The organism is Kitasatospora sp. NPDC092039 (assembly GCF_044756065.1).
In the GTDB taxonomy this organism is placed as follows: Bacteria; Actinomycetota; Actinomycetes; order Streptomycetales; family Streptomycetaceae; genus Kitasatospora.
Map to the genome: position 1 here is coordinate 27,979 of NZ_JBIVSD010000006.1, position 21,746 is coordinate 49,724.

Below are 21,746 nucleotides of genomic sequence, written 5' to 3' on the forward strand. Positions count from 1 at the left end.
GGGGCCGGGGGCGGGGACAGTGAATGGTTTGACAATCATCCACCCATCCCCGATTGTTTGGCGAGTGTCCAACTGTTGCATGCTTGTCCAACAGTTTCGTCCGTTCGACGACGCCACGCCCAGTCCAGTCCGGCCCAGTCCAGTGCCGCCCCGTCCCATCCCGTTCCGTCCCACGATCCGTTCCTGCACCCCGGGGGGTCCCGCCGTGCCCGTACGTCTACTCCTGCTCGCCCTCGGCACCTTCGCCGTCGGCACCGACTCCATGGTCGTCGCCGGCATCCTCGGCCCCGTCTGCGCCGACCTGGGCGTGTCGGTGCCCGCCGCCGGCCAGCTCGTCACCGTCTTCGCCCTCGCCTACGCGCTGCTGGCCCCGGTGCTGGCCACGCTCACCGCCCGCTGGCCGCGCCGGCGTCTGCTGCTGACCGCGCTGGCGCTGTTCAGCGCCGCCAACGCGCTCAGCGCGCTCGCCCCCACCTTCGGACTGCTGCTGGCCACCCGCGTGCTGGCCGCCGCCGGCGCCGCCCTCTACACCCCCACCGCCAACGCCGTGGCCACCACCCTGGTCGCCCCCGAACGGCGCGGACGGGCACTGGCCACCGTCCTCGGCGGGATGACGGTGGCCACCGCACTCGGCGTACCGCTGGGCACCTGGGTGGGACGCACCGACTGGCGGCTGACGATGTGGCTGGTCACCGCACTGGGCCTGGCCGCACTGACCGGCCTGGCCCTCCTGCTGCGCGACCTGCCCGCCCCCACCGCCGCCCCCACCCTGAAAGCCCGCCTGGCCCCACTGCGCCGGCCCCGCGTCCTGGGCGCCGCGGCCACCACCCTGGTGTTCTTCCTCGCCTTCCAGAGCGTCTACATCTACCTGGCCACCGCCGTGAAGAGCGCCACCGGCGGCGACTCCGGCCGGCTCAGCATCATCCTGGCGACCTGCGGCGTGATGTCGGTGGCCGGCAGCTGGCTCGGCGGACGCCTGGTGGACCGGATCGGCGTGCGCCGCGTCCTGCTGACCGGCTCCGCGCTGGCCGCCGGGGCCTTCACCGCACTGCCCTGGCTCGCCCTCACCATGCCGGGCGCACTGGTCTACGCGACCGTGGTGCCCCTGGCAGGCTGGGCCGTGTCAGTGGCACTGCCGCACAAGCTCGCGACCATCGACCCCCACAACGCGCCCCTGCTGATCTCCCTCAACAGCAGCGCCCTCTACCTCGGCACCGCGGCCGCAGGCCTGGCCGGATCCACCGCCATCACCGTCCTGGGCGAACGCTGGTTCCCCCTCGCCGCAGCCGCCCTCGCCCTGACCGCATACGCCGTCGCAGCCACCACCACCCGCGACGAACACCCCCGACGAACCCCGACGCCACGACCCACCCAGCCCACCCACGCCTGAACCGCCACCCACACCCGCACCCGCACCGACGCCCGTGCCCCGGTCCGGCAGTCTGCCGGACCGGGGCACGGGGCGCCACGAGCAGGAGGTTCAGCCCCGCAGGACCTCGCCGACCAGCGCACGGGCCTCCTCCTGCACCCGGGCGAGGTGCTCGTCGCCGTGGAAGGACTCGGCGTAGATCTTGTACACGTCCTCCGTACCCGAGGGCCGGGCGGCGAACCAGGCGTTGGCCGTACAGACCTTGATACCGCCGATCCGGGCACCGTTGCCGGGAGCCTCCGCCAGGACCGCGGTGATCTCCTCCCCCGCGATCTCCCCCGCCCCGACCCGCTCCGGCGACAACCGCGCCAGACGGGCCTTCTGCTCACGGTCGGCCGGGGCGTCCACCCGGGCGTACGACGGCGCGCCGTGACGCTTCGTCAACTCGCCGTAGTAGGCGCTGGGAGAAGCGCCGGTGACCGCGGTGATCTCCGCGGCCAGCAACGCCAGCAGGATGCCGTCCTTGTCCGTCGTCCACACCCCGCCGTCACGGCGCAGGAACGACGCACCCGCGCTCTCCTCACCACCGAAACCGATCGAACCCTCCAACAGGCCGTCGACGAACCACTTGAAGCCGACCGGCACCTCCACCAGCGCACGGCCCAGGTCCGCGGCCACCCGGTCCAGCATCGAGGAGGACACCAGCGTCTTGCCCACCCCCGCGTCCCCGGGCCAGTCGACGCGGTGGCGGTACAGGTAGTCCACCGCCACCGCCAGGTAGTGGTTGGGGTTCATCAGACCCCCGTCCGGAGTGACGATGCCGTGCCGGTCCGCATCCGCGTCGTTGCCGGTCGCGATCGCGTACTCGTCCTTACGCCCGATGAGGGACGCCATCGCCGCCGGAGAGGAACAGTCCATCCGGATCTTCCCGTCCCAGTCCAGCGTCATGAACCGCCACGTCGGGTCCGTCACCGGGTTGACGACGGTCAGGTCCAGACGGTGCACCTCCGCGATCCGCGCCCAATAGGCCACCGACGCGCCGCCCAGAGGGTCGGCACCGATCCGCAGACCCGCCGCCCGCACCGCGTCCAGGTCCAGCACCGAGGGCAGGTCCTCGACATAGGCACCCAGGAAGTCGTAACGCCCCGTCGTGGCCGCGGCCAGCGCCCGGGCGTACGGAACCCTCCTCACCCCCCGCATGCCCTCGCGGATCAACTCGTTCGCCCGGTCCTGGATCCACCCCGTCGCCTGCGAACCCGCCGGCCCACCACTGGGCGGGTTGTACTTGAAACCCCCGTCCCGCGGCGGATTGTGCGACGGCGTCACCACGATCCCGTCCGCCAACGCGCGCGGACTACGCCGATTGTGCGCCAGGATCGCGTGCGACACCGCCGGCGTCGGCGTGTACCCGTCCCCCGCGTCGACCAACACCTCCACCCCGTTGGCCGCCAACACCTCCAACGCCGTCACCTTCGCCGGCTCCGACAGCGCGTGGGTGTCCGCCCCCAGGAACACCGGACCCGCGACCCCCTGCCCCGCCCGGAACTCACAGATCGCCTGTGTCGTCGCAGCGATGTGGTCCTCGTTGAACGCCCCGTCCAACGACGAACCCCGATGCCCGGACGTCCCGAACACCACCCGCTGCCCCGGCTCCTGCGGATCCGGCGCCAACGCGAAATACGCCGTCACCAACCGCGCCACATCGACCAGATCACCGGACTCCGCCAACTGCCCAGCCCGCACGTCCGCCATCAGCCAACTCCCAACCCAAGATCACAACCCACCACACACCACCACCCCACACTCACCGATCGTAACCACACACCACCCCACACCGAACCGAGCAACACAGACCACGACCGACACCGAGCCCCTGCCCGGCACCGAGGGCGACGGACACGAGGCCCGCACGAACACCGCGGACGACGGCGGGCGCGGGGCCTCAGCCGGGCAGCCGCTGGCGGTGGGCCGCCAGCGCGGGGGCGGTGGTGGTGGCGAGGAACTCCGTCACCCGGTACTCGGTCAACCCGGCTCGCACGAACGGGTCGGTGGCCACCAGCGCCTCCATCGCGGCCCGGTCCCCGCCCACCGCGAGGATCACCCCGCCGTCACGCGGCACCTTGCGCCCCGAGGCCAGGAAGGTACCCGCCGCGTAGTGCTCCTCCAGCCACTCGATGTGCTGCGCCAGCACGGCCTCGACCGACTCCAGGTCGGCGGTGTACGTGAGCTCCAGTACGAACATGGCATCCAGGCTAGACCTCGGCCCCCACCCACCCCCGAACACCCCCGCCCGCCAGCGGCGGATGTGGGAGCACCCGGTCGCCGAACTGCTCCGCGCCGACGAACGGGGCGCCGGTTCCACGGCAGTAGGTGATCACCCGATGGTTGCGGTACAACAACCCCGATGTGACGACCGATCGGAGAGATTCTCATATGAGCAGGCCAGGACTGTCACGCCGCGCCCTCCTCACCGCCGCCGCGGCCGGCACCGCCACCGCCGTCGCCGGCTGGAACACCGCCACCGCCGCCTGGGCCACCGAGGCCGGCGCCGACGTCGCCGAACTGCCCGCCCTGGACGGCACGATGACCCTCCAGGGACCGGGCCTGGAACGCTTCACCGGCGACTTCGGCCACCTCGTCACCGCCCGCCCGCGCGCCGTCCTGCGCCCCGCCTCCGTACGCGACGTGCAGCAACTGCTCGCCTTCGCCCGCCGCCACCGCATCCCGGTGGCCGTCAACGGCCAGAGCGGCGACCTCGCCCAGCACGGCGAGGCCGGCCTCGAATCCCACTCCAGCTACGGCCAGGCCAATCCCCGTGGCGGCATCGCCATCGACGCCCGCAGCCTGTCCCGGATCCTCTCCGTGCAGCCCGGACGCGCCGTCGTCGAGGCCGGTGCCACCTGGGCACAGGTCACCGAAGCGGGCCTGGCCACGGGCTGGGTCCCCCCGGTGCTCACCGACTACCTGCACCTGACGGTCGGCGGCACGCTCAGCGTCGGCGGCATCGGCGGCGCCGTGCAGCGCCACGGCATGCAGGTCGACAACGTCCTCGAACTCGACGTCGTGACCGGCACCGGCGAACTGGTGACCGTCTCCCCCACCCGCAACCGCGACCTGTTCCACGCGGTGCTCGCCGGCGGCGGCCAGGCCGCCGTCATCGTGCGGGCCACCCTCGCCCTGGTCCCCGCGCCCGAACGCGCCCACGTCTTCTCCCTGTACTACGACGACCTCGACACCTACCTCGCCGACCAGCACACCGTCATGGCCCAACGCCGCTTCGACCTCCAGGTCGGCGACGTCGTCCGCAGCGAGGACGGCACCCGCTGGCGCTACAAGGCGGAACTCGTCGCGTTCACCGACACCGGGCAGACGGTGGACCAGGCCGCACTGCTGGCCGGACTCCGCCCGGCACACACGGAAGTGGTGGAACAGAGCTGGCGCGACCACGCCTTCCGGGTCGACGCCTTCGCCCAGTACCTGCGCGAGGCCGGCCTGTGGTCACTGCCCAAACCCTGGCTGAGCGTCTTCCTGCCCGCCACCACCGCACGCACCTTCATGGCCCGCGCCGCCGACATCCTGACACCGGCGGACCTCGGAGCAGGCCTGCTGCTGTTCTACCCCTACCAGCGCTCGAAGATCACAGCACCCCTGGCAGTCCTGCCCGAACAGGAAGTCGGCTGGCACTTCGACCTGCTGGCCTTCCCCCCACCCGGCTCGGACACCACCGCCATGCTGCGACGCAACCGACGGCTGTACGACCTCGCCGTCGAACTGGGCGGCAAGCGCTACCTGATCGGCGCGATACCCGCCATGACCCACTCCGACTGGCAGCACCACTACGGAGACCTGTGGCAAGACGTCACCCACGCCAAGCAGCGCTGGGACCCCGCAGGGATCCTGACCCCCGGCCAAGGCATCCACACCTCCTGAGCACCACCCACCCCACCGCCCACCCGCCGAACGGGGTCGACCACCGTCCCGGCCGCCCGCGCGACACACCCGCGCGGGCGGCCCTCGCACCACTCCCTCCGCACCGCCCCCTCACGCTGCCCTTTCGGACTGCCCGCGCGGACACTCCCTCCGGCCTCCGGGCCCTCCGAACCCGGGCACGGGTTCGCTACCCTGCCCCGATGGCCCCCTCCCCCCGCCCCACCCGGCTCACCACACGGCTCGTCGACGGACTCGTCTGCGCCTACGCCCCCACCGCCGACGCCCTGGGCGTGCTGACGCCCGCCACGGCCTTCCACCCCGTCCCCGCAGACGAAGCCCTCGCCCACACCGTCGCCCCCGACCTCACCCGCGCCTACTACACCACCCTCGACGCGGCCGTCTGCGTGACACCCGACGGCACACAACTGTGGCGCTCACGCTTCGAACCCGCCGCCTCCCACGCCCACGGCCACCGGCCCGACTGCCAACTCTCCCCGGACGGGCAGGTGCTGTGGATCTACCGGCCCGACGACATGGCCGGCCGCGGCCGGCCGGACCAGTGGATCGCCGTGGACGCCACCGACGGCACCACCCTCGCCCACGCCGACCTGGACACCGCCGGACACGGCGGCGTGCACCTCGCGCACCCGGCGAGCGGCCGGATCCTCCTGAACGTCGGCGAGGGACAGGACGCCACCACCGTCTACCACGGCTCGCTCACCGACGGCCGCATCGACCTCGTCCGCTACCCCTGGGACGACCGCTGCCTCATCGACGTGTCACCCGACGGACACCACTTCCTGACCGTCGACCACGCCCAGCACGACCTCACCGTCCACACCTTCCCCGACGGCGAAGCCCGATTCACCCTGTCCGCCGCCGACTTCGGCCACGACCCCGACACCACCTGCCTGGAATGGAGCGGCGGCTACCTCGACACCGACACCATCCTCGCCACCCTCGCCGGCGAAGACGAGAACGAAGAGGACTGGTTCCGCCACTACCGCGTCCACGCCCGCACCGGCCACATCCACGGCCCCGTCGACACCCACGCCGCCCACCCGTACGACGTCCGCCCCCTCGGCGACGGCTCCTGGCTCACCGCCGGCCCCACCGGCCACCCCCTGCGCTGGACCCACCCCTGACCCGGACACCGCCACAAACAACCCGACGACGGGCCACCGGCATCCGCACCCACCCGCCCGCCCGCGGGCGCCCCCGGAAGACCCGCCCCACCCGGCGCGTACAGTGCCTCCCGTGCCCGGACAGCGGAAAGAACCCCGACCCCCCGACAACGCGCAACCCGCGACCTACGAGACCGTACGGGCCGCCATCCTGGTCTCACTCGACTACGCCAACCTCGACATGGACTTCCCCCGCATCGTCCACTGGCTCCGACAACTACCCGCCACCGACCGCTACCGCGTCCTGAACGACCTGGAAACCCTCACCACAACCCCCACGCCACGCCAGAACGACGCCACCTACCTCCTCAACGACCTCGGACTACGCCGCGTCCAGTGGCAACAGTCCTGAAACCGCTCCCGGTCCCGTCCCGCTCCCAGAGAGGAGCCGTCGGCCGACGATGAGGTGCGCCGTCTCGGATCGTGATTGACCACGGTATTGCTCTGCCCTGCCACCGCCTCCATGGGGGAACCCCCTCCGCCCCCGGCGCCGTGTTCCGTCGGAAGCGTGTTGTGCGGGTGTCGCGGTGAGCGGGTCGCCCGGATGGGGCATAGTAGCGTCGTGCGCGTGAAGTCACGTGCACCGCGCGGACTTTGGCCATCGAACGAACGGGGGCAAGTGTTGGGAAGGGGTGGTGGGTGTGGGACGGGCACGCGTGGCAGCGCGGATGATCGTGCACCCCGGTGTGGAGGACGTCAGCGTCCAGCAGGTGCTGGAGGCACTCGCTGACCCGGCCCGCAGAACGGTGGTACGCACACTCGCCCACTCGGGAACCGACCTCAGCTGCGGCTCCTTCGACCTTCCCGTCGGGCGCTCGACCTCCAGCCACCACTTCACCGTCCTTCGCCAGGCAGGCCTACTACGCCAGTACTACGTGGGCACCACCAAGATGAACGCCCTACGCAGCGAAGAACTGGAACGACGGTTCCCCGGCCTCCTCGCAGCGGTGGTCGCCGCCGCAGACGCAGAAGCCGCACGCACCGCCTCCAAGACCTGACCCGAGTCCCGCAGGGGCCGAGGCGTAAGCTTGCCGCCCGTGATCAACAGTGGGGGCCAGGACCAGGAGTGGGACAACACGCGCCGGTGGGTCGAGGGACACCTCGCGCCCGGCGAGCGGATCGGCGAGGTCAGCGCGCTCAAGGGCGGGTGGACCTCACGGATGCGCCGCCTGGAGGTGGCCCGCCCCGGCGGCGCGGAGGCCCCCTACACGCTGGTGCTGCGTTCCTTCGTCAAACCCTTCTACCGCCGCCACGCCCCCCAACTCCTGGCCCGCGAGGCCACCGTGCTGCGCCTGCTGGAGGACAGCGCCGTCCCGGCCGCGCGGCTCGTCGCCGTGGACGCCCCAGGGGCGGTGTGCGAGCACCCGTCTCTGCTGATGACCCACCTTCCCGGCAGCGTGCGCCTGGACCAGGACGACGACACCGCCGCCCGTGCCGACCTGCTCGCCGCACAACTAGCCGCCGTGCACGCCCTGCACGTCGACGACAGCCACCGGCCGCGCACCTGGCAGGCGTGGACGGCCCCCGAACGCGTCACCGTACCCCAGGACACCACCCGCCCCGCGCTGTGGGCACGGGCGGTGAAGGCGATCGACACGCCCCCGCCCGCGTACCGGGGATGCTTCCTGCACCGCGACTTCCACCCCGGCAACGTCCTGTTCACCGGCACCGGCCCCACCCTCGCCCTCACCGGCGTGGTCGACTGGGTGGAGACCTCCTGGGGCCCGGCCGACCTCGACGTCGCCCACTGCGCCACCACCCTCGCCCTGCTCCACGGCCCCCAGGCCGGCCTCGCATTCACCGACCGCTACACCGCCGCCGGCGGCCGCACCCTCTCCGAGGGCCGCGACCACCTGTACTGGCGACTCCTGGACACCCTCGCCTTCGCCCCCGACGCCGAGAAGGTCGCCGTACCCTGGCGCGAACTCGGCCGCACCGACCTGACACCTTCCGTCCTGTCCCAACGCCTCGAGGACTACCTGCAGGCCCTCTTCGACCGCTACGCCTGACCTGCCCGGGCTTGTGGGCGGCGGTGCCGGTCGGCGCCGACTGGCTGAAAGCATCATTCCCCGAATGCGGTGTCCGTCCCCGTTCACGGATCGTCGCAGACGGGGACGGCCCCGGGCGGGACGGTTTCGTGGCCCTTCCCGACTACGGGACAAGGACACCGACCTGCTCACGATCCGCACTGACGCCTGCCCGGAGATGACCGAGCTTGCAGGGCTCGTCCGCTCGTTCGCCGAACTTCTCACCCCAGCTCCCGGCAACGACGCCCTACTCGCCGAGTGGATCGCCTCAGCCCGCGCTGCCGGCCTGCCCCACCTGCACTCCTTCAGCAACGGCCTCGAACTCGACCGCGCCGCAGTCGATGCGGCCTCACCACAACGGCCGCGCCGAAGGCGTGAACACCCGCACCAAGAGGATCATGCGCCAGATGCACGGCCGAGCCGGGTTCTCCCTGCTCCGGCGCCGCAGCCTCCTCGCCTGAATCACAGACGGTTACCACCGATTACGGGACAGAGCCGTTCTTTCTACAGACCCTCGTCGGACTCTCCTCGGATCAGCCGGTCTTGACCCAGTCCTGGCAGGCGGTCGTCTTGAAGAGTTTGTCCCCCGCCTTGATGGTGATGGTGGCGGGGCCCTGCACGGTGTCGTTGGCGATGATGGAACCGATTCCGTCGCCGCCGTTGTTGCGTTCCCAGTAGCACATCCCGATGCCACCGGCCTTGGGGCCCTTGCTCTTGTAGGTGCCGGGCTGGACGTCGACGCCGACCTCGTAGCTGCCGTCGCCACCGATCGTCTCGCCCTTGGGCTTGTCCGGCGTGCTCGGCGCCACGGGGGCCGCAGGGGCCTCGGCTGTCATGGTGACGGTGGCGGTGACGGTGGCGGCGGGAAGCGGAGCGGGAACCTTGGCCGCCGCAGCGGGAACGGTGGCCAAGGCAGTGACGGTGGGTGCGGCGGCCGGGGTGCCGCTCTTCTTGTCCCCTCCTCCCGCCGCGCCGACGGCGATGCCGACGATCAGGGCGACGGGGGCGACTACGCGGACCTTTCGGTAGACGGGGCGCTCGGGGGCGTTCTGAACAGGGTGGCTCATGAAGGACGTTCTTCCTCTGAGGGCGGTGCTCGGACAGCGGCGCCACCCTTGCGCATCCCGGGGCGGCGGCGAGGGCATGTGATCGAACCGTGTCACACCAGCAGAGGACTCGTGACGCAACCGGCCTGCCCGACGACGCCGTTGCGGTGCCGGCGCTCCGGCGCGATTCCTCGTTCCTGCGACTCCCGAGCGGTGACCGGACGGTTCGACGGCGTGCGGGACGGGGGTGGAGGCCCTGCAGCGGCGGAGTGCCCGGTCGGGGTGTCGGGCTCAGTCGACGGATTCCCACTGGTCGTCGTCGACGGAGAAGACCTCGGGGTTGCGTCGGAGCCGGTCGCGCTGCCGATCGGTCAGCCGGGCGGCGAACCAGCGGACCTCATCGCACGCCTGCAGCAGGGTGCCGTCCGGTCCGGCGAGCAGTGCGCGCAGATCGCCGTCGTCGGCCACGGCGGCGGAGTACTGGCCCACGATGCGGTGCGGGCCGAGGACGCGGTGGTAGCGGGCGACGCCGCCGACGCAGTCGTGCTCGACGTCCTCGACCTGGCGGTCGCCACGCAGTGGGGCGAGCTGATCCGCGTTCAGGTCCGCCCCCACGATGATGCCGTGGCGCGTCCGGGCGGCGGTGGAGGTGACCCCGTGCCTGGTCAGGGTGTCCAGGACTCCCGGGAAGGTCGGCTCGGCGTGCGGCCGGTATGTGGGGTAGACCAGGAAACCGCGCTGCGACTGCGGCCGCCCCGCCGAGAACAACGGCGCCTCGTACACGCCCGCCACACGGACCACGACTCCCCCAGAGCTCGGTATCGGCACGAGCGTGTGCCGCACGCCCGGCCGGACGGACAAGACTCGCGCACGCGAGGATGGTCGGTGGGTGCACTACTGCGCGTTCCACCGCCAGGCTGAAGCCTGTTTCAGGAGGTCGAGGGACCAGGCAGCGCCGCCGCGCCGGCCGGCCCGGCGGGCTCAGCGGAAGTCGTCGGCGTGGTCGGCGGCCCACTGGGCGTAGGTGTGGGCCGGGGCACCGGTGATCTTTTCGGCGATGGCGGAGGTCACCGCCGCGACGCCGTCGGCGGCGGCCCACTGGCTCACGATCGCGTCGGCCACGACCGGGTGCATCGTTCTGGCGACGTCCGCGCGGGCCTGCTCGTCGGAGATGTGCTCGACCCGGATGTGACGGCCGATCGCCTCGCCGATGTGCTCGACCTGGCGTTGCAGGGTCAGGGACTCAACCCCGTGGACGGTGTACGCCTGGTGCGAGTGGCCCGGTTCGGTCAGGGCGGTCACCGCCAGCGCCGCGATGTCCTTCTCGTGCACCGGTGCCGACTGGGCGAACGGACGGGGAAGGCGGACGACGTTGTCAGTGCGGATCGATTCGGCCCACCAGGTGCGGGTGTTGGTCGCGAACGTCCCCGGCCTGAGGAACGTCCAGTTCAGGCCGGAGCGTTGGACGGACTGCTCGATCGTGCGGTTCAGCCGGGCGACCGGGTGGTCGGCATCGGGGTCCAGGATGACCGCCACCGACGAGAGCAGGACCACCTGCCGGATCCCCGCGGCTGCGGCCGCCGCGGCGACCTCGTCGATGTCGTAGGGCTGCCTGGGGTCGAGCATTCCGTACAGGAACACGCTGTCGGCGCCGTCGAACACCGCGGGCAGCGTCTCGGGACGCCCCAGGTCGGCGACGACTGCGTCGTACCCGGGCGTCGGGCCCGCGACCGGGACCCTGCTGACCGCTCTGACCTGCTCACCGGCGGCCAGCAGGCCGCCGGCCACGTGACGACCGACGTTGCCTCGGGCGCCGAAGACCACCGTCGGCATGATGGGACCTCCTGCTTGTCGTGGACGTGAAGTGCCGTATGGGTACGAATGGTTGTCGATCACCGGTCAGGGCCGGATGTTCTCCAGGTCCGCCAGGAGGCCGGGGTGCCTCGGCTCCCAGCCGAGCGCCTGCCGGGTACGAGTGCTGAGCGCAGGCTGGTCGGCCTTGAAGATCGGGCCGAGCGGGCCGTAGGTCTCCTCCGGCACCGACTCGACCGAAACACCCAGCCGTCGGCCGATGACGGCCGCTATGTCCCGCACCGCATCCCCCTCGTCGGCCACGGCGTGCCAGGCGGTACCGGCCTGCGCCCGCTCCAGGGCGAGCCGGAAGAGGACGGCCGCGTCGAGCGCGTGGACGGCGGGCCAGCGCTGGGTGCCGTCGCCGGGGTAGCCGGAGATCCCGCTCCGGCGTGCGATGTCGGTCAGCAGGCCGGCGAACCCGCCCGCGCCCTCGCGGTGGACCGTGCGCGGCAGGCGTACGGACGTGCTCCGGACCCCGCGGGAGGCCAGGCCCAGGATCGCCGTGACCGTGCGTCCGCGGCCGCCGACCGGCCCGTCGGTCGGCACCGGGTCGGCCTCGGTCGAGGCACGGCCCGGCACGCAGGGCGTGCCCGAGGCGGTGACCAGGGGACGGTCGCTGCCGACGAGTTCCTCGCCGAGGGTGGTGAGGGCGGCGGTCTCCTCGGCGACGTTGCGCGCGAGGGCCTCGGGGCTGCTGAAGTCGTTGCCGAAGGCCAGGTGGACCACCCCGTCGGCGCGGGCGGCGCCGGAGCGCAGGACGTCCAGGTCGGCGAGGCCTCCCCGCAGCGGTTCGGCGCCGGCCGCCTCGGCGGCCCGTGCGGAGGCCTCGGAGCGGGCGAGCGCGAGGACGGTGTGGCCGTGGCCGAGGAGTTCGGCGACGACGGCGGAACCGATCAGACCGGTACCGCCGGTGACGAAGACGCGCATGGAAAACCCTCCGCAAGTGATGGGACTCTTGTCCCATCACCATACAGCGCGACGGGACAAGAGTCCCATCACCACGGGACAAGGGTCCCGTCGCTTATGCTGAACCCATGGGTCGATGGGAACCAGGTGCGCGTGAACGCCTCGTCGTAGCGGCGGTCGACCTGTTCACGGAGCAGGGGTACGACGCCACGACGGTCGCGCAGATCGCCGAGCGCGCCGGAGTCACCAAGAGCACCTTCTTCCGGCACTTCCCGGACAAGCGCGAGCTGCTGGTCGCCGGGCAGGAGACGCTGTGCCGGCTGCTGGCCGAGGGGATCGCCGACGCGCCCTGCACCGCCAGCCCGCTCGAGGCGGTCGCCCTCGGCCTCGAGCGCGCCTCGACCGCCATGGGCCCCGGGAGTCGCGAGCTCGCCCCCCGTCTGAAGGCGGCCGTCGCCGCCAGCACCGAGCTCCAGGAGCGCGACGCCCTCAAGACCGTCGGTCTCGCGGCCGCGATGACGACCGCGCTACTCGCCCGCGGCGTGCCCGGTCCGACCGCGGCTCTCGCGGGCGAGCTGGGCGTCCTCGCTTTCAAACGGGGGTACGCCGAGTGGGCCGAGGACGACCGTGGCACCGAGAACGGGCTCGCCGGGTGCGCCCTGGCGGCCCTGGACGAACTGCGTGCGGCGAGCGCATCACTGGGCTGACCGGACGGGCACCGTCCGGCGCCGGTGCTGTGGACGGAAAGCGGGCCCCGGACCCTTCGGGCTCGCCGCCCTCCCCCACCGAGCCGTTGACGCCGACCTGCTGAGGTTTTCGTGTGGTTGTCGGGTAGTGACAGGTAGTGATCCCTGCGGTATGCCGTTGAAATGCGGTATGCGCAGGGTGGGGGCCTGACCGCTGAGCGGCGGGCGTTTCGTGAACAGGTGCGACTGGAGGCCGTCGGCCGGTTCGAGGCCGGTGACAAGACGGCGGTAATCGCCCGTGATCTGCGGGTCAGTGAGCGGTCGGTGGAACGCTGGCCTGGCGCGACGGCCTGCGGGCAGGCAGCGTCAGCGACCTCGCCGTGTTCTCCTTCTACGCCAACAAGGTCATCACTGCGGCGAGGGCGGGATGATCGTCGGCTCCGGAGACCTCGTCCAGGCCGCGTGCCTGCTCGGCCGACACGGCATCGGCTCCTCCGTGTGGCAGCGGCACGGCAGGCGCCACACCGCCGACTACGAGGTCACCGTGCCGGGCCTGAAGTACACGATGCCGGACGTCACGGCAGCGGTCGGCCTCCAACAGTTCCGGAAGCTCTCCGGGTTCACCGCGCACCGGGCCCGGATCGCCGGGCCGCCTACGACCGGTCCCTGGCCGGCCGTCCCGGCCTGCGGCTGCCGACCGTTCTGGACGGGGCCCGGCACGGCTGGTTCCTCTACCCCGTCCTGATCGACCCGGTCGGCGGCCGCCGCCCTCCTGAACGAGCACGGGATCGGCACCAGCGTGCACTTCAAGCCGGTCCACAGGCTCGCCGCGTACCGCGACCTGGACTGCCACCTGCCCGTCACCGAGCACACCACCACCCGGCAACCGTCCCTGCCGTGCTACCCGGCCATGACCAGCACGGACGTACAGCGTGTCATCGACGCCCTGCACGCCATCTGGACGTGACCGTGCTGGGCCGCCTGTCAGAACACCGGCGGTCGGCCCAGTTTCGCCATCCGCCACACCGTGCTCCACCGCATCGGCCGACGCGGCGGGTACGGCGTGCGTACGCCCTCGAAGAAGCCGGACCACCACGCTTCGAGACCGGACAGCGGCGGTCGGCGGAGCAGCGTGTACAGCGTCCAGGAGGTGAGGTGGACCGGCACGATGGCCGCGGGCAGGTGGCGCTTGGCCGGCCAGACCCGGTTGCGGGCCGTGAGCCGGTAGTAGGTGGTGTGTCGGGCCGGGTCGGTGCGGGGGTGCTGGAGCACCATGTCGGCGCGGTAGTCGATGCGCCAGCCCGCGCCCAGGGCGCGCCAGGCAAGTCCGCCGCCACGGTGGTGGCCTGCCGCGTGCAGGGGGAGCAGGGGAACAGGCTGAGCGGACCGACCGGGGCCCACCAGATCCTTGGCCACGGACCGTCCGCTGCCGGTTCGGCCGTCAGCCCCGGTTCGCCGAGCACGGGCTCCACGACGGTGTTCCACAGCCACACGAGCGTATCGTGGATCGCCTGCTCGGCGGCGAGTCGCTCCTCCGTGAACGCGGTGTGCAGAGCACGTACGTGGTGACGCACGGCCTGTTCGCTCAGGTGCCTCCTTGGACAGGGTGAACACCCGGTAGCGGAACTCACGGACCGGCAACTGATCACCCTCACGGCCGAGACCGTCCAGAAGTCGGAGCATCCACCCGTGGGCGTCGGACTCGCGCAAGGCCGCCCCGTCGAACGCTCAGTTCGGCAGGCCGCCCCGTCGACCATCACCGGCCCGCACACGAGCTGATCCACTGCGCGGTCCTCGACCTGTACGCCCGCAGCGAGCCGACCGACGAGCGGCACCGATACCCCATGGTGCCGAGTCGGTCACCGGCGTGGGCCGTAGTCCCATCAGGCTGGCGCCGCACTCGCCCGAGCGCGAGAACGCGACGAAAGCGCACAGACCGCGCTCGTACGGGCCGGCGATCGCGTGCGCCCGGCCGGGGCCGCCGCCGGCGCGGCCCGTCGCGACGCCGCGGCAGCGAGCGCGGCCGTGCGGGAGGCGGCTGAACGACTGCACCGCCTGGAAGAGGAGAACGGCGCCAGCAAGCAGTCCGGCTGACGCGAACAGTGTGCGATTCGGGGACCGCTTCAGCCTGGGGGCCACCAAGGAACATGAAGCAGTTGGCCGCGCCGTCGAAGGGGCGGCGCCAGTGGGGTCCATCATCGTGCTCGCACTGCTCATCGCCTACATCGTGCGGGTGTGCGTCGCCAAGTCGCGCTCCCAGGACATGCCCACCATCGTCCACGGATTCACCGGCCTGATCGGCGCGCTGGAGCGGTACACCCCCCGCTAACAGGGGGTGCGGGGCCTCGCGGCCCCGCTCCGCTCCCTGCCGCTCAGCCAGGAGGCCGGGAGCATCGCTTCCTCACCCGCCCAGTCCCCAGTCATCCCCAGCCAGGTCGAGGCGCCTGCACCCCAGCCCGCGGTCACGTCCGAACAGGCTGTCGCCCCAGGACCCCCGCAGCCCCCGCCAGCGGTGCCCAGTGAAGCGCCGCCCGGTCATCAGCGACCCCACCGCCCGAATGGCGACCACCAACGCTCCGAGGTTCAACCCGGCGGCGTTGACCCGCATCGAGGCCCTCATCCTCCTGGTCGCCACCCTGGACGTCTCGGAGGCGGAGGCCCGCAGGCAAACCGGCAGGACGCGAGCCGCTCCGCACGCCTGGTTCAGAGTGTCCGACGTGTACGGCTCGCGCCAGCCTCTGCGCCAGGAACTCATCGACCTGGCCGAGGGCCTACCGCCCGACCTGAAGGCCGCCGTACGAGATCGGGAGAAGAAGCTGTACAGGATCTGCGAGCAGTGCGAGGAACCGAAGGTCCCTCCACCAGGCCGGCCAGGTAGACGTCCTCAGCGCTTCTGCTCGAACGCCTGCCGCCAGAAAACCCACCGGCGACGCACTCGGGACACGACGACCAGCTGACCTGAGTAACGAGGACGGTGCCCCAATCGGTCAGGCTGACACGACAGCCCGCTGCCCTCGGCACCGCCATCAGATCCCCGCCCACGGCCGCAGCGGGAATCTGGTGGCATCGGACCGGCCCCACGATGTCGCGGGGCCGGGTCGGCAGTGATCGGGGCGAACACCGCACCGTGGCTCGTGAGCCATTTGTTCTCGGGTTCGCGCAGCCGGTTGTCGTGCCAGCGCAGGATCGCCTCCCGGTCGGCGGTTGCTTCGTCGAGGGCGGCCCGCCCCTTAGTCCTGTCCACCGCATGGCGCGGTGGGACGATGGCAGTGTGGAGCCGCTGTACGACTGGTTGTCCCAGCGGGGTGTGGACACCGGCATGATCCGGGGACTCCCCCGCTGGAACGTGGGCGGGCCGCCGGACGGGGACGGCCGGCCGGACTCGAGTACCGGGCGTCCGGAGGCGGGCGATGCCGAATCGGCGGCAGCGCACGAGCGGCTGGTGGTGCGCATGATGGGGCCGTGCGTTCGGCAGGTGTCCGGGGTCCCGGGCGGCGTGGCGCGGCTGTTGCTGGTGGTGCTGAACGAGGTAACGCAAGCCTGGCAGACCTCGTACACCTTCGACCGGCTGCTGGGCACCTTGCACGGCACCGAGAGGTGCCTGGCGGCTACTGCTCACATCCCCGGTTCCCGGGACGACCACGCGGCGGAGCAGGCCGTCCGAGCGCTGATGCGGAGCCTGGACGCGCAGATCCGCTCGGAGGGGGCCATGACCAGCGGCCTGCTGGACGTCCGGGCAGAGACGGCGGACGAGGCGGCCCTCTGGGCTCGGCGGGCCGTCCGGTCGATGCGAGGTACTTCGCAGCGGTTCCGCCGGACCCACGGTGACGTCATGGGCCAGGTCATGCAGCTGGGGCGGCTGTACGACGGCTGGCAGCGCACGACGGCCGTGGCCACCCGGGCGCTTGCCGCCTTCTACGCCTCGGGAGCCTCGCTGAACCCCGCGATCAAGGCGTTGTACCGGGCCGAGACGGACAAGGTCATCGCAGCCGACGAGGACAGCCTGAGCGAGCTGCGGGCGCTCCGGTACGGCCTGCTCGCACTGCAGGAGCGGGCAGGGGACCGGTGGCTGCGGGTGGGGCGGGGAAAGCTGGTCTACCTCTACCCGTTCGCCGTACGAGGTGTGGAGCCCTCGGAAGTGGTCGAGGCGGTCGGACGGGACGAGGCGTCGCGTGGGAAACGGGTCGGTACCGGCCCGGTCAGGAGGCAGGGCTCGCTCGATCTCGACGATGTGTGGAAGAGCCATGACGGCCTGGGCCGCCGCTACGACGGTGCGCTGGTGGTCATGCCGGACGCCATCGTCCGTGCGCCGGATGGACGGGCGCTGGCCAGACTCGGTGTCCAGGTGCGCCTATCACTGCTGGGAAACCACTACGTGCGGTTCGAAACGGATCTGGCCGACATGTCGGCGGTCGAGTTGTTCGCCATGCTGTTCTGGGCCGGACCGGAGGTCGGGGAGCTGGACATCGGATTCGACGGCACGGGCGGCGGCAGCGCCGGCGGCGTCCGGGCGGACCGTGACCGACCGCGGTGGCCCCGCTTGTCGGCCCTGGCGATGGACCTGGCGCAGGACTCGGTGCCCGCGCGACTGGGGGCGACGCGGGCGGTCGTGCGCCGGCCGGGCCTGTACCAGCTGGTCATGGAGGTGACCGCCGCCTACACAGTCGTCGGCCCGGCCGGCCGGGACCGCTCGGAGATTCGGACGAGCGATCAGTTCGTCTCGGCTGTGGGCGCGCGGATTCTCACGAGTCCGGCGCCGAGCCTGATGGGATCGTTGGCGGAGTGGGGGCGGTTCGCGACCGCACCCCCGGTGACGCCGGAGATCACGGGCACCACCGGGGAGTGGATCCTGCGGACCTGCAACACCACGCTTCTGGTGTCCCTCGGGCTGCCGACCTTCGTCCGGGACTTCTGGGGGTCGATGCTGGAATTCGCCTCCTCCCTGGACGGTTTGCTCGAGGGATGGTCCACCGACCTGGCCGAGCACCACCGGCACGCGAAGGCCAGTGAGGCCGAGGCTGACGCGCTGGGTGCGGATCCCAGCAGCGACGCGCTCAAGAAGCTCTCCGACCAGCTGAACGAGGAGAAGCTGAAATTGGACCGGCTGGCCGTCGACGTCCATGAGAAGAGTTTGCTGCTCCGGTCGCCGTCCTTGCTCGCCTCGCCCTTGGCGGCGCAGCGTCTGGGAGTGCTGCTGGAGGCGTCCGGGTACCAGCACAAGGCCGACGAGTTGTCGCGTTCGATCAGCGAGGTCACCCAGGAGCAGCTGACGGGTGCGATCGAGAAGCTGGCCAGGGAACGGACGGAGAAGGAGAAGAACGACCGCGAGGACGCGGAGCGTCATCAGCGGGCGAAGGTGGACACCTTGCTGATGTTCATCGCCGCGATGAGCGTCGCAGGGCTCGTCCAGGTCGTGGAGGCCGGGCTGGGGCAACACTGGCTCACGTGGGCGGAGCTGGCGGTCTTGGGGGTCGTCGCCATCGCTGGGCTGTTCAGCTGGTACGTGTACTGCGCTTCGAGCGGGCGGTCCGTCATCCCCGGAAGGAAGAACAGGGCGCCGCCCGGCACACCTGGGGTGTGAGTGGGCGGAGGTCTGGGATGTCCACCTGAGCGCGGACGGCCGGTGTCGCCCGCTGTCCCTGGTCGTCACGCCGGGGCAGCGGGCGGATTGTACGCAGTTCGAGCCCCCGTGTTGGGGAAGATCCGCGTCCCGCGGACCGGCTAGAGCTTGTTGCAGAAGTCCGCGTGTGGGCAGGTCGGTATGCGCTCTGACCTGCTGGTTCACCGGGTTCGGGCGAGGTTGTGCATGTGGGCGACGGCCTGCATCGCGTGGTGCAGGCCGTCGCGACGCTGTACATCAGGATGTACCGGTCGTCAGAGGCGGTTTCGCCGTTCTTGCCGGTACACGGGGTGAAGAGCGCGTCGACGGTCGACACGTCGATCTTGATCCCGGCGGTCTGGGCCATGTGCTCGGTGATCTGTTGCGCCCAGACTTGAGCGTCGTTCTTGGATTGCACGGATGGTGTATCGCTTGTGTCGGCGGGGTGGACGGATGAACGTCCACCGAGCGCCGCTAGCAGGAGCGCGGTAGCCATGATTCGCCTGGTGGTGCGGGACGCGCTGGTAGTCATGGTGGTCCTGGTTCGGCGGTCGGCGGTTGGTCTGGCTGGTTCGCCCCGCCGTCCCGCGCGGCCGCCCCGACGACGTAGCTGCCGTAGCTGTGCCCCATCAAGGTCAGGTGCGAACAGAGACCGTTGTCGCCATCAGCCACCCGCAGACCCTTGGTGAAGTTGCGCAAGAGCGGTGCCCCGGCGTCCCCGCGTTCGGTTCCGGCTACGGAGCCGTCCGGCCAGTTCGGCGTCTCGTAGCCCAGCCACGAGACGACCGCGACGTTCTGGCCGTCGGATTCGTCCTCGGCTGCCTTTGAAACACAGGTGTTCCTAGCGCCAGGGATCGAGGGCAAGCTTGCCCAGGGTCTGGCCCGCTTCGAGGTGCCGCAGCACCGCAGGTCCCTCGGCCAGGGGATGCACGTGGGGGGTACCGGGTGGGTACACGCCGTGGGCGATGAGGGCCTCGATCTCGACGAGCAGCGACTGGTAGAGGGACGGGGCCGCGACCGCCAGTGCACCGATGTGCAGACCCTTGACTTGGACCTGGTGGGTGAAGACCAGGTCGTGGGTGGTGAGGGTGGCGTCGCCGGAGGCGGCGCCGAACACGACGATGCGTCCGGTGAAGGGCTTGGCGACGGAGAGGCTGGTCTTGAACGTGGCCTGTCCCACTGATTCCAGGACCAGGTCGACACCGCCGGTCAGGCGGGTGATCTCCTCGGCCAGGTCGGGGCGTCGGCTGTCCAGGACCTCGTCGGCGCCGAGCGCTTTGACGGAGTGATGCTTCTCGGGTGAGGCCGTGGCGATCACGCGTGCGCCGTAGTGGCGGGCGAGGCGGACGGCGGCCTGCCCGACGCCTCCGGCCGCGGCGTGTATGAGGACTGCCTCACCCGCCTTGACCTCACCCAGTGGCTTCAGCGCGGCCAGGGCGGTGGCCCAGTTCAGCACCAGGCCGAGGGCTTCGGCGTCGCTCCAGCCGGACGGCACGGGAAGCACACCCGCGGCCGGCATCGTCATGTACTGCGCGAAGGCGCCCGGTCCGGCTCCGACGACGTGGGTGCCGAGCGGCAGCGGAGTCTCGACGCCCGGGCCGGCCCCCGCGATCTCGCCGGCGGCCTCGAAGCCCGCCACGTAGGGTGCCTGTGGGCCTCCTCCGTAGGTGCCGTGGGTCTGCATGACATCGGCGAAGTTGACCCCGGCGGCGCCGACGCGGATCAGGTACTCGCCGGGCCCCGGGGCGGGGCGGCGGTGATCGGTCGTGAGAGCCAGGTCCTTCGGTCCCCGGTGTGAGTGCTGGACCAGTGCTCGTACGGTCTGCTGCTTGTTGATCTCCATGCGCCGAAGGTAGGAACCTGACACTTACGTCAAGGTCAAGCGGCTGTCAGAGATCAGTACGGCGGGCCTCTCGCAGGTAGGCGTCGAGTGCCGCCTGCTGATCGCTGAGCACGGCGATGCGGGCCGCGAGCCGATCGCGATGGCTCTGCACCTCGCGGAGGAACTCCGCGCACACCACATCGGTGCCGGCATCGGGCCCGTCGGTGAGGCCGGGCAGGACTTCCCTGATCAGCCGCACGGGCAGCCCGGACTCCAGCAGCGAGCGGATGACGAGCACCCGGTCGATGGTGGACTGGCAGTAGTCACGGAACCCGTTGCTGAAACGGCCAGGGACGATCAAACCCTCGTCCTCGTAGTGCCGCAACGATCGCGCACTCACGCCGCTGACTCTGGAAGCATCGCTGATCTTCATACATGCAGCCAACGTCCAAGGGCACAGCAGACTTCCGGCATTCGCTGCGACGAGTCGAAGACCTGCTCAGGCGTCAACGACCTCATGCCCCGCAACAGCTGGACCGCCGAGCGTCTCGGCGGGGATCGGCCGTTCGCCTCGGTCGAGGACGCCGAGATCGGCGAGGCGCTGGAGCTTCTGTGGGGCCGCTCGACGGTGAACACCTGGAACGCCCGTCGCGGCGCCGTGCTGTCCTGGGACGGGCTGGTGCTCCGAGCACGGGTACGAGAGCCCGACGGTCCCGCTCTGGGCGAAGGGCGCCCGGACCAAGGCCCGCCGCCGGGGCCAAACCCGCGAGGACTACGTGCTGGAGACGGTGTACTGGGACGCCGGCACCGCCCGGCTCCTGCGCGGCCGTACCCGCGGGCCGGTGTTCGTCACCCACCGCAAGCCCGGCCCGGGGAAGATCGTCAGCGCGCGCGACGTCTGCCCGGACACCGGGCTCACGCGGCTCTCGTACGGGCAGGCCCGCAGGCTGCTCGACGAGCACACCGCCGTGCACGGGCCGGGGACCGCCTGGGATCTACACGAGTACCGCAGCTCCTCCCTGACCCACCTCGGTGAGCAGGGCGCCTCCCTGCTGATGCTGATGGCGAAGTCCCGGCACAAGAAGCCGGACAACGTCCGCCGCTTCTTCAAGCCGTCCCCCGAAGCGATCGCCGAGGTCACCAGCCTCCCCGCCCCAGGCGACGCACCGGTGCAGGCCCTGTGATCCTGCCGGGCGGCGGCTTGCTGACCAGCGGCGTTGTCAGAAGAGGTGCGTATGCTCCGGAGGACCTTCGGGCGACGTCTGAGGCGGTGAGGGAAGGGGACTGGGATGGGCTGGTGGGACAGGAAGCCGGAAGAGCGCG

21 protein-coding genes and 4 pseudogenes are annotated in these 21,746 nt (G+C 71.2%); 15 read left to right on the top strand and 10 right to left on the bottom strand.

Annotated features, from left to right (window positions below; all coding sequences use genetic code 11):
- Positions 1 to 205 precede the first annotated feature (205 nt).
- Positions 206 to 1,390, top strand: coding sequence for an MFS transporter (locus ACIQI7_RS14135; protein ID WP_401108942.1), 1,185 nt, complete (start codon positions 206 to 208; stop codon positions 1,388 to 1,390).
- 90 nt (positions 1,391 to 1,480) lie between these two features.
- On the opposite strand, the gene pgm is transcribed toward ACIQI7_RS14135, so the two are convergent.
- The gene (gene pgm, locus ACIQI7_RS14140) at positions 1,481 to 3,121 is read right to left on the bottom strand and encodes a phosphoglucomutase (alpha-D-glucose-1,6-bisphosphate-dependent) (protein WP_401108945.1); all 1,641 of its coding nucleotides are present in this window, start codon (positions 3,119 to 3,121) and stop codon (positions 1,481 to 1,483) included.
- A gap of 190 nt (positions 3,122 to 3,311) precedes the next feature.
- On the bottom strand, positions 3,312 to 3,611 hold the full coding sequence (locus ACIQI7_RS14145) for a YciI family protein (RefSeq protein ID WP_401108947.1): 300 nt from the start codon (positions 3,609 to 3,611) through the stop codon (positions 3,312 to 3,314).
- 191 nt (positions 3,612 to 3,802) lie between these two features.
- Here ACIQI7_RS14145 and ACIQI7_RS14150 point away from each other — a divergent pair, with 191 nt between their 5' ends.
- From ACIQI7_RS14150 to ACIQI7_RS14175, 6 genes and pseudogenes are all read left to right on the top strand, one after another.
- Positions 3,803 to 5,299 (top strand): FAD-binding protein, encoded by a 1,497-nt coding sequence (locus ACIQI7_RS14150; RefSeq protein WP_401108950.1) that lies wholly within the window; start codon positions 3,803 to 3,805, stop codon positions 5,297 to 5,299.
- Between the two features lie 200 nt (positions 5,300 to 5,499).
- Positions 5,500 to 6,444: a hypothetical protein gene (locus ACIQI7_RS14155; protein WP_401108953.1), complete on the top strand. Its 945-nt coding sequence runs from the start codon at positions 5,500 to 5,502 to the stop codon at positions 6,442 to 6,444.
- 112 nt (positions 6,445 to 6,556) lie between these two features.
- Positions 6,557 to 6,835, top strand: a complete 279-nt coding sequence (locus ACIQI7_RS14160; protein ID WP_401108955.1) for a hypothetical protein — start codon at positions 6,557 to 6,559, stop codon at positions 6,833 to 6,835.
- A gap of 304 nt (positions 6,836 to 7,139) precedes the next feature.
- Entirely contained in the window at positions 7,140 to 7,481 is a 342-nt protein-coding gene (locus tag ACIQI7_RS14165; protein ID WP_387760542.1) for an ArsR/SmtB family transcription factor, read from the top strand.
- Positions 7,482 to 7,523: 42 nt separating this feature from the next.
- Positions 7,524 to 8,492 (top strand): phosphotransferase family protein, encoded by a 969-nt coding sequence (locus tag ACIQI7_RS14170; RefSeq protein WP_401109726.1) that lies wholly within the window; start codon positions 7,524 to 7,526, stop codon positions 8,490 to 8,492.
- Between the two features lie 133 nt (positions 8,493 to 8,625).
- Positions 8,626 to 8,971 (top strand): annotated as a pseudogene (locus tag ACIQI7_RS14175) (ISL3 family transposase); the annotation flags it as partial.
- A 72-nt stretch (positions 8,972 to 9,043) separates the two neighbouring features.
- Here the strand turns inward: ACIQI7_RS14175 and ACIQI7_RS14180 are convergent.
- The 4 genes from ACIQI7_RS14180 to ACIQI7_RS14195 form a co-directional block, all read right to left on the bottom strand.
- The gene (locus ACIQI7_RS14180; RefSeq protein WP_401108958.1) at positions 9,044 to 9,577 is read right to left on the bottom strand and encodes a hypothetical protein; all 534 of its coding nucleotides are present in this window, start codon (positions 9,575 to 9,577) and stop codon (positions 9,044 to 9,046) included.
- A gap of 270 nt (positions 9,578 to 9,847) precedes the next feature.
- Positions 9,848 to 10,357, bottom strand: coding sequence for a hypothetical protein (locus ACIQI7_RS14185; RefSeq protein ID WP_401108960.1), 510 nt, complete (start codon positions 10,355 to 10,357; stop codon positions 9,848 to 9,850).
- A 180-nt stretch (positions 10,358 to 10,537) separates the two neighbouring features.
- On the bottom strand, positions 10,538 to 11,389 hold the full coding sequence (locus ACIQI7_RS14190; protein ID WP_401108962.1) for an NAD(P)H-binding protein: 852 nt from the start codon (positions 11,387 to 11,389) through the stop codon (positions 10,538 to 10,540).
- Positions 11,390 to 11,455: 66 nt separating this feature from the next.
- Positions 11,456 to 12,337, bottom strand: coding sequence for an SDR family oxidoreductase (locus ACIQI7_RS14195; protein ID WP_401108964.1), 882 nt, complete (start codon positions 12,335 to 12,337; stop codon positions 11,456 to 11,458).
- 107 nt (positions 12,338 to 12,444) lie between these two features.
- Here ACIQI7_RS14195 and ACIQI7_RS14200 point away from each other — a divergent pair, with 107 nt between their 5' ends.
- The 3 genes and pseudogenes from ACIQI7_RS14200 to ACIQI7_RS14210 all read left to right on the top strand — a co-directional run bounded on the left by ACIQI7_RS14200 (position 12,445) and on the right by ACIQI7_RS14210 (position 13,969).
- Positions 12,445 to 13,023, top strand: coding sequence for a TetR/AcrR family transcriptional regulator (locus tag ACIQI7_RS14200; RefSeq protein WP_401108967.1), 579 nt, complete (start codon positions 12,445 to 12,447; stop codon positions 13,021 to 13,023).
- Positions 13,024 to 13,185: 162 nt separating this feature from the next.
- Positions 13,186 to 13,290: pseudogene (locus ACIQI7_RS14205) on the top strand (transposase); the annotation flags it as partial.
- Between the two features lie 139 nt (positions 13,291 to 13,429).
- A pseudogene (locus ACIQI7_RS14210) lies at positions 13,430 to 13,969 on the top strand (DegT/DnrJ/EryC1/StrS family aminotransferase).
- 17 nt (positions 13,970 to 13,986) lie between these two features.
- On the opposite strand, the gene ACIQI7_RS14215 reads toward ACIQI7_RS14210, so the two are convergent.
- Complete coding sequence (locus ACIQI7_RS14215; protein WP_401108969.1) at positions 13,987 to 14,418, bottom strand: glycosyltransferase family 2 protein; 432 nt, start codon at positions 14,416 to 14,418, stop codon at positions 13,987 to 13,989.
- A 769-nt stretch (positions 14,419 to 15,187) separates the two neighbouring features.
- On the opposite strand from ACIQI7_RS14215, the gene ACIQI7_RS14220 reads away from it, so the two are divergent.
- From ACIQI7_RS14220 to ACIQI7_RS14235, 4 genes are all read left to right on the top strand, one after another.
- The gene (locus ACIQI7_RS14220) at positions 15,188 to 15,331 is read left to right on the top strand and encodes a hypothetical protein (RefSeq protein ID WP_401108971.1); all 144 of its coding nucleotides are present in this window, start codon (positions 15,188 to 15,190) and stop codon (positions 15,329 to 15,331) included.
- Positions 15,332 to 15,560: 229 nt separating this feature from the next.
- Positions 15,561 to 15,959 (top strand): hypothetical protein, encoded by a 399-nt coding sequence (locus ACIQI7_RS14225; protein WP_401108974.1) that lies wholly within the window; start codon positions 15,561 to 15,563, stop codon positions 15,957 to 15,959.
- A gap of 314 nt (positions 15,960 to 16,273) precedes the next feature.
- Entirely contained in the window at positions 16,274 to 18,583 is a 2,310-nt protein-coding gene (locus ACIQI7_RS14230) for a hypothetical protein (RefSeq protein WP_401108977.1), read from the top strand.
- Positions 18,584 to 18,810: 227 nt separating this feature from the next.
- Positions 18,811 to 18,999, top strand: coding sequence for a hypothetical protein (locus ACIQI7_RS14235; protein ID WP_401108979.1), 189 nt, complete (start codon positions 18,811 to 18,813; stop codon positions 18,997 to 18,999).
- 130 nt (positions 19,000 to 19,129) lie between these two features.
- Here ACIQI7_RS14235 and ACIQI7_RS14240 read toward each other — a convergent pair whose 3' ends face one another.
- From ACIQI7_RS14240 to ACIQI7_RS14250, 3 genes are read right to left on the bottom strand one after another with little or no spacing between them, the layout of a single operon-like run.
- Positions 19,130 to 19,465, bottom strand: a complete 336-nt coding sequence (locus tag ACIQI7_RS14240; protein WP_401108982.1) for an alpha/beta hydrolase — start codon at positions 19,463 to 19,465, stop codon at positions 19,130 to 19,132.
- Complete coding sequence (locus ACIQI7_RS14245) at positions 19,443 to 20,444, bottom strand: NADPH:quinone oxidoreductase family protein (protein WP_401108985.1); 1,002 nt, start codon at positions 20,442 to 20,444, stop codon at positions 19,443 to 19,445. The genes ACIQI7_RS14240 and ACIQI7_RS14245 overlap by 23 nt, the downstream gene beginning before the upstream one ends.
- A gap of 46 nt (positions 20,445 to 20,490) precedes the next feature.
- Positions 20,491 to 20,856, bottom strand: a complete 366-nt coding sequence (locus tag ACIQI7_RS14250; RefSeq protein ID WP_401108987.1) for a MerR family transcriptional regulator — start codon at positions 20,854 to 20,856, stop codon at positions 20,491 to 20,493.
- 102 nt (positions 20,857 to 20,958) lie between these two features.
- Here ACIQI7_RS14250 and ACIQI7_RS14255 point away from each other — a divergent pair.
- Positions 20,959 to 21,607, top strand: a pseudogene (locus tag ACIQI7_RS14255) (site-specific integrase); the annotation flags it as partial.
- Positions 21,608 to 21,746 lie beyond the last annotated feature (139 nt).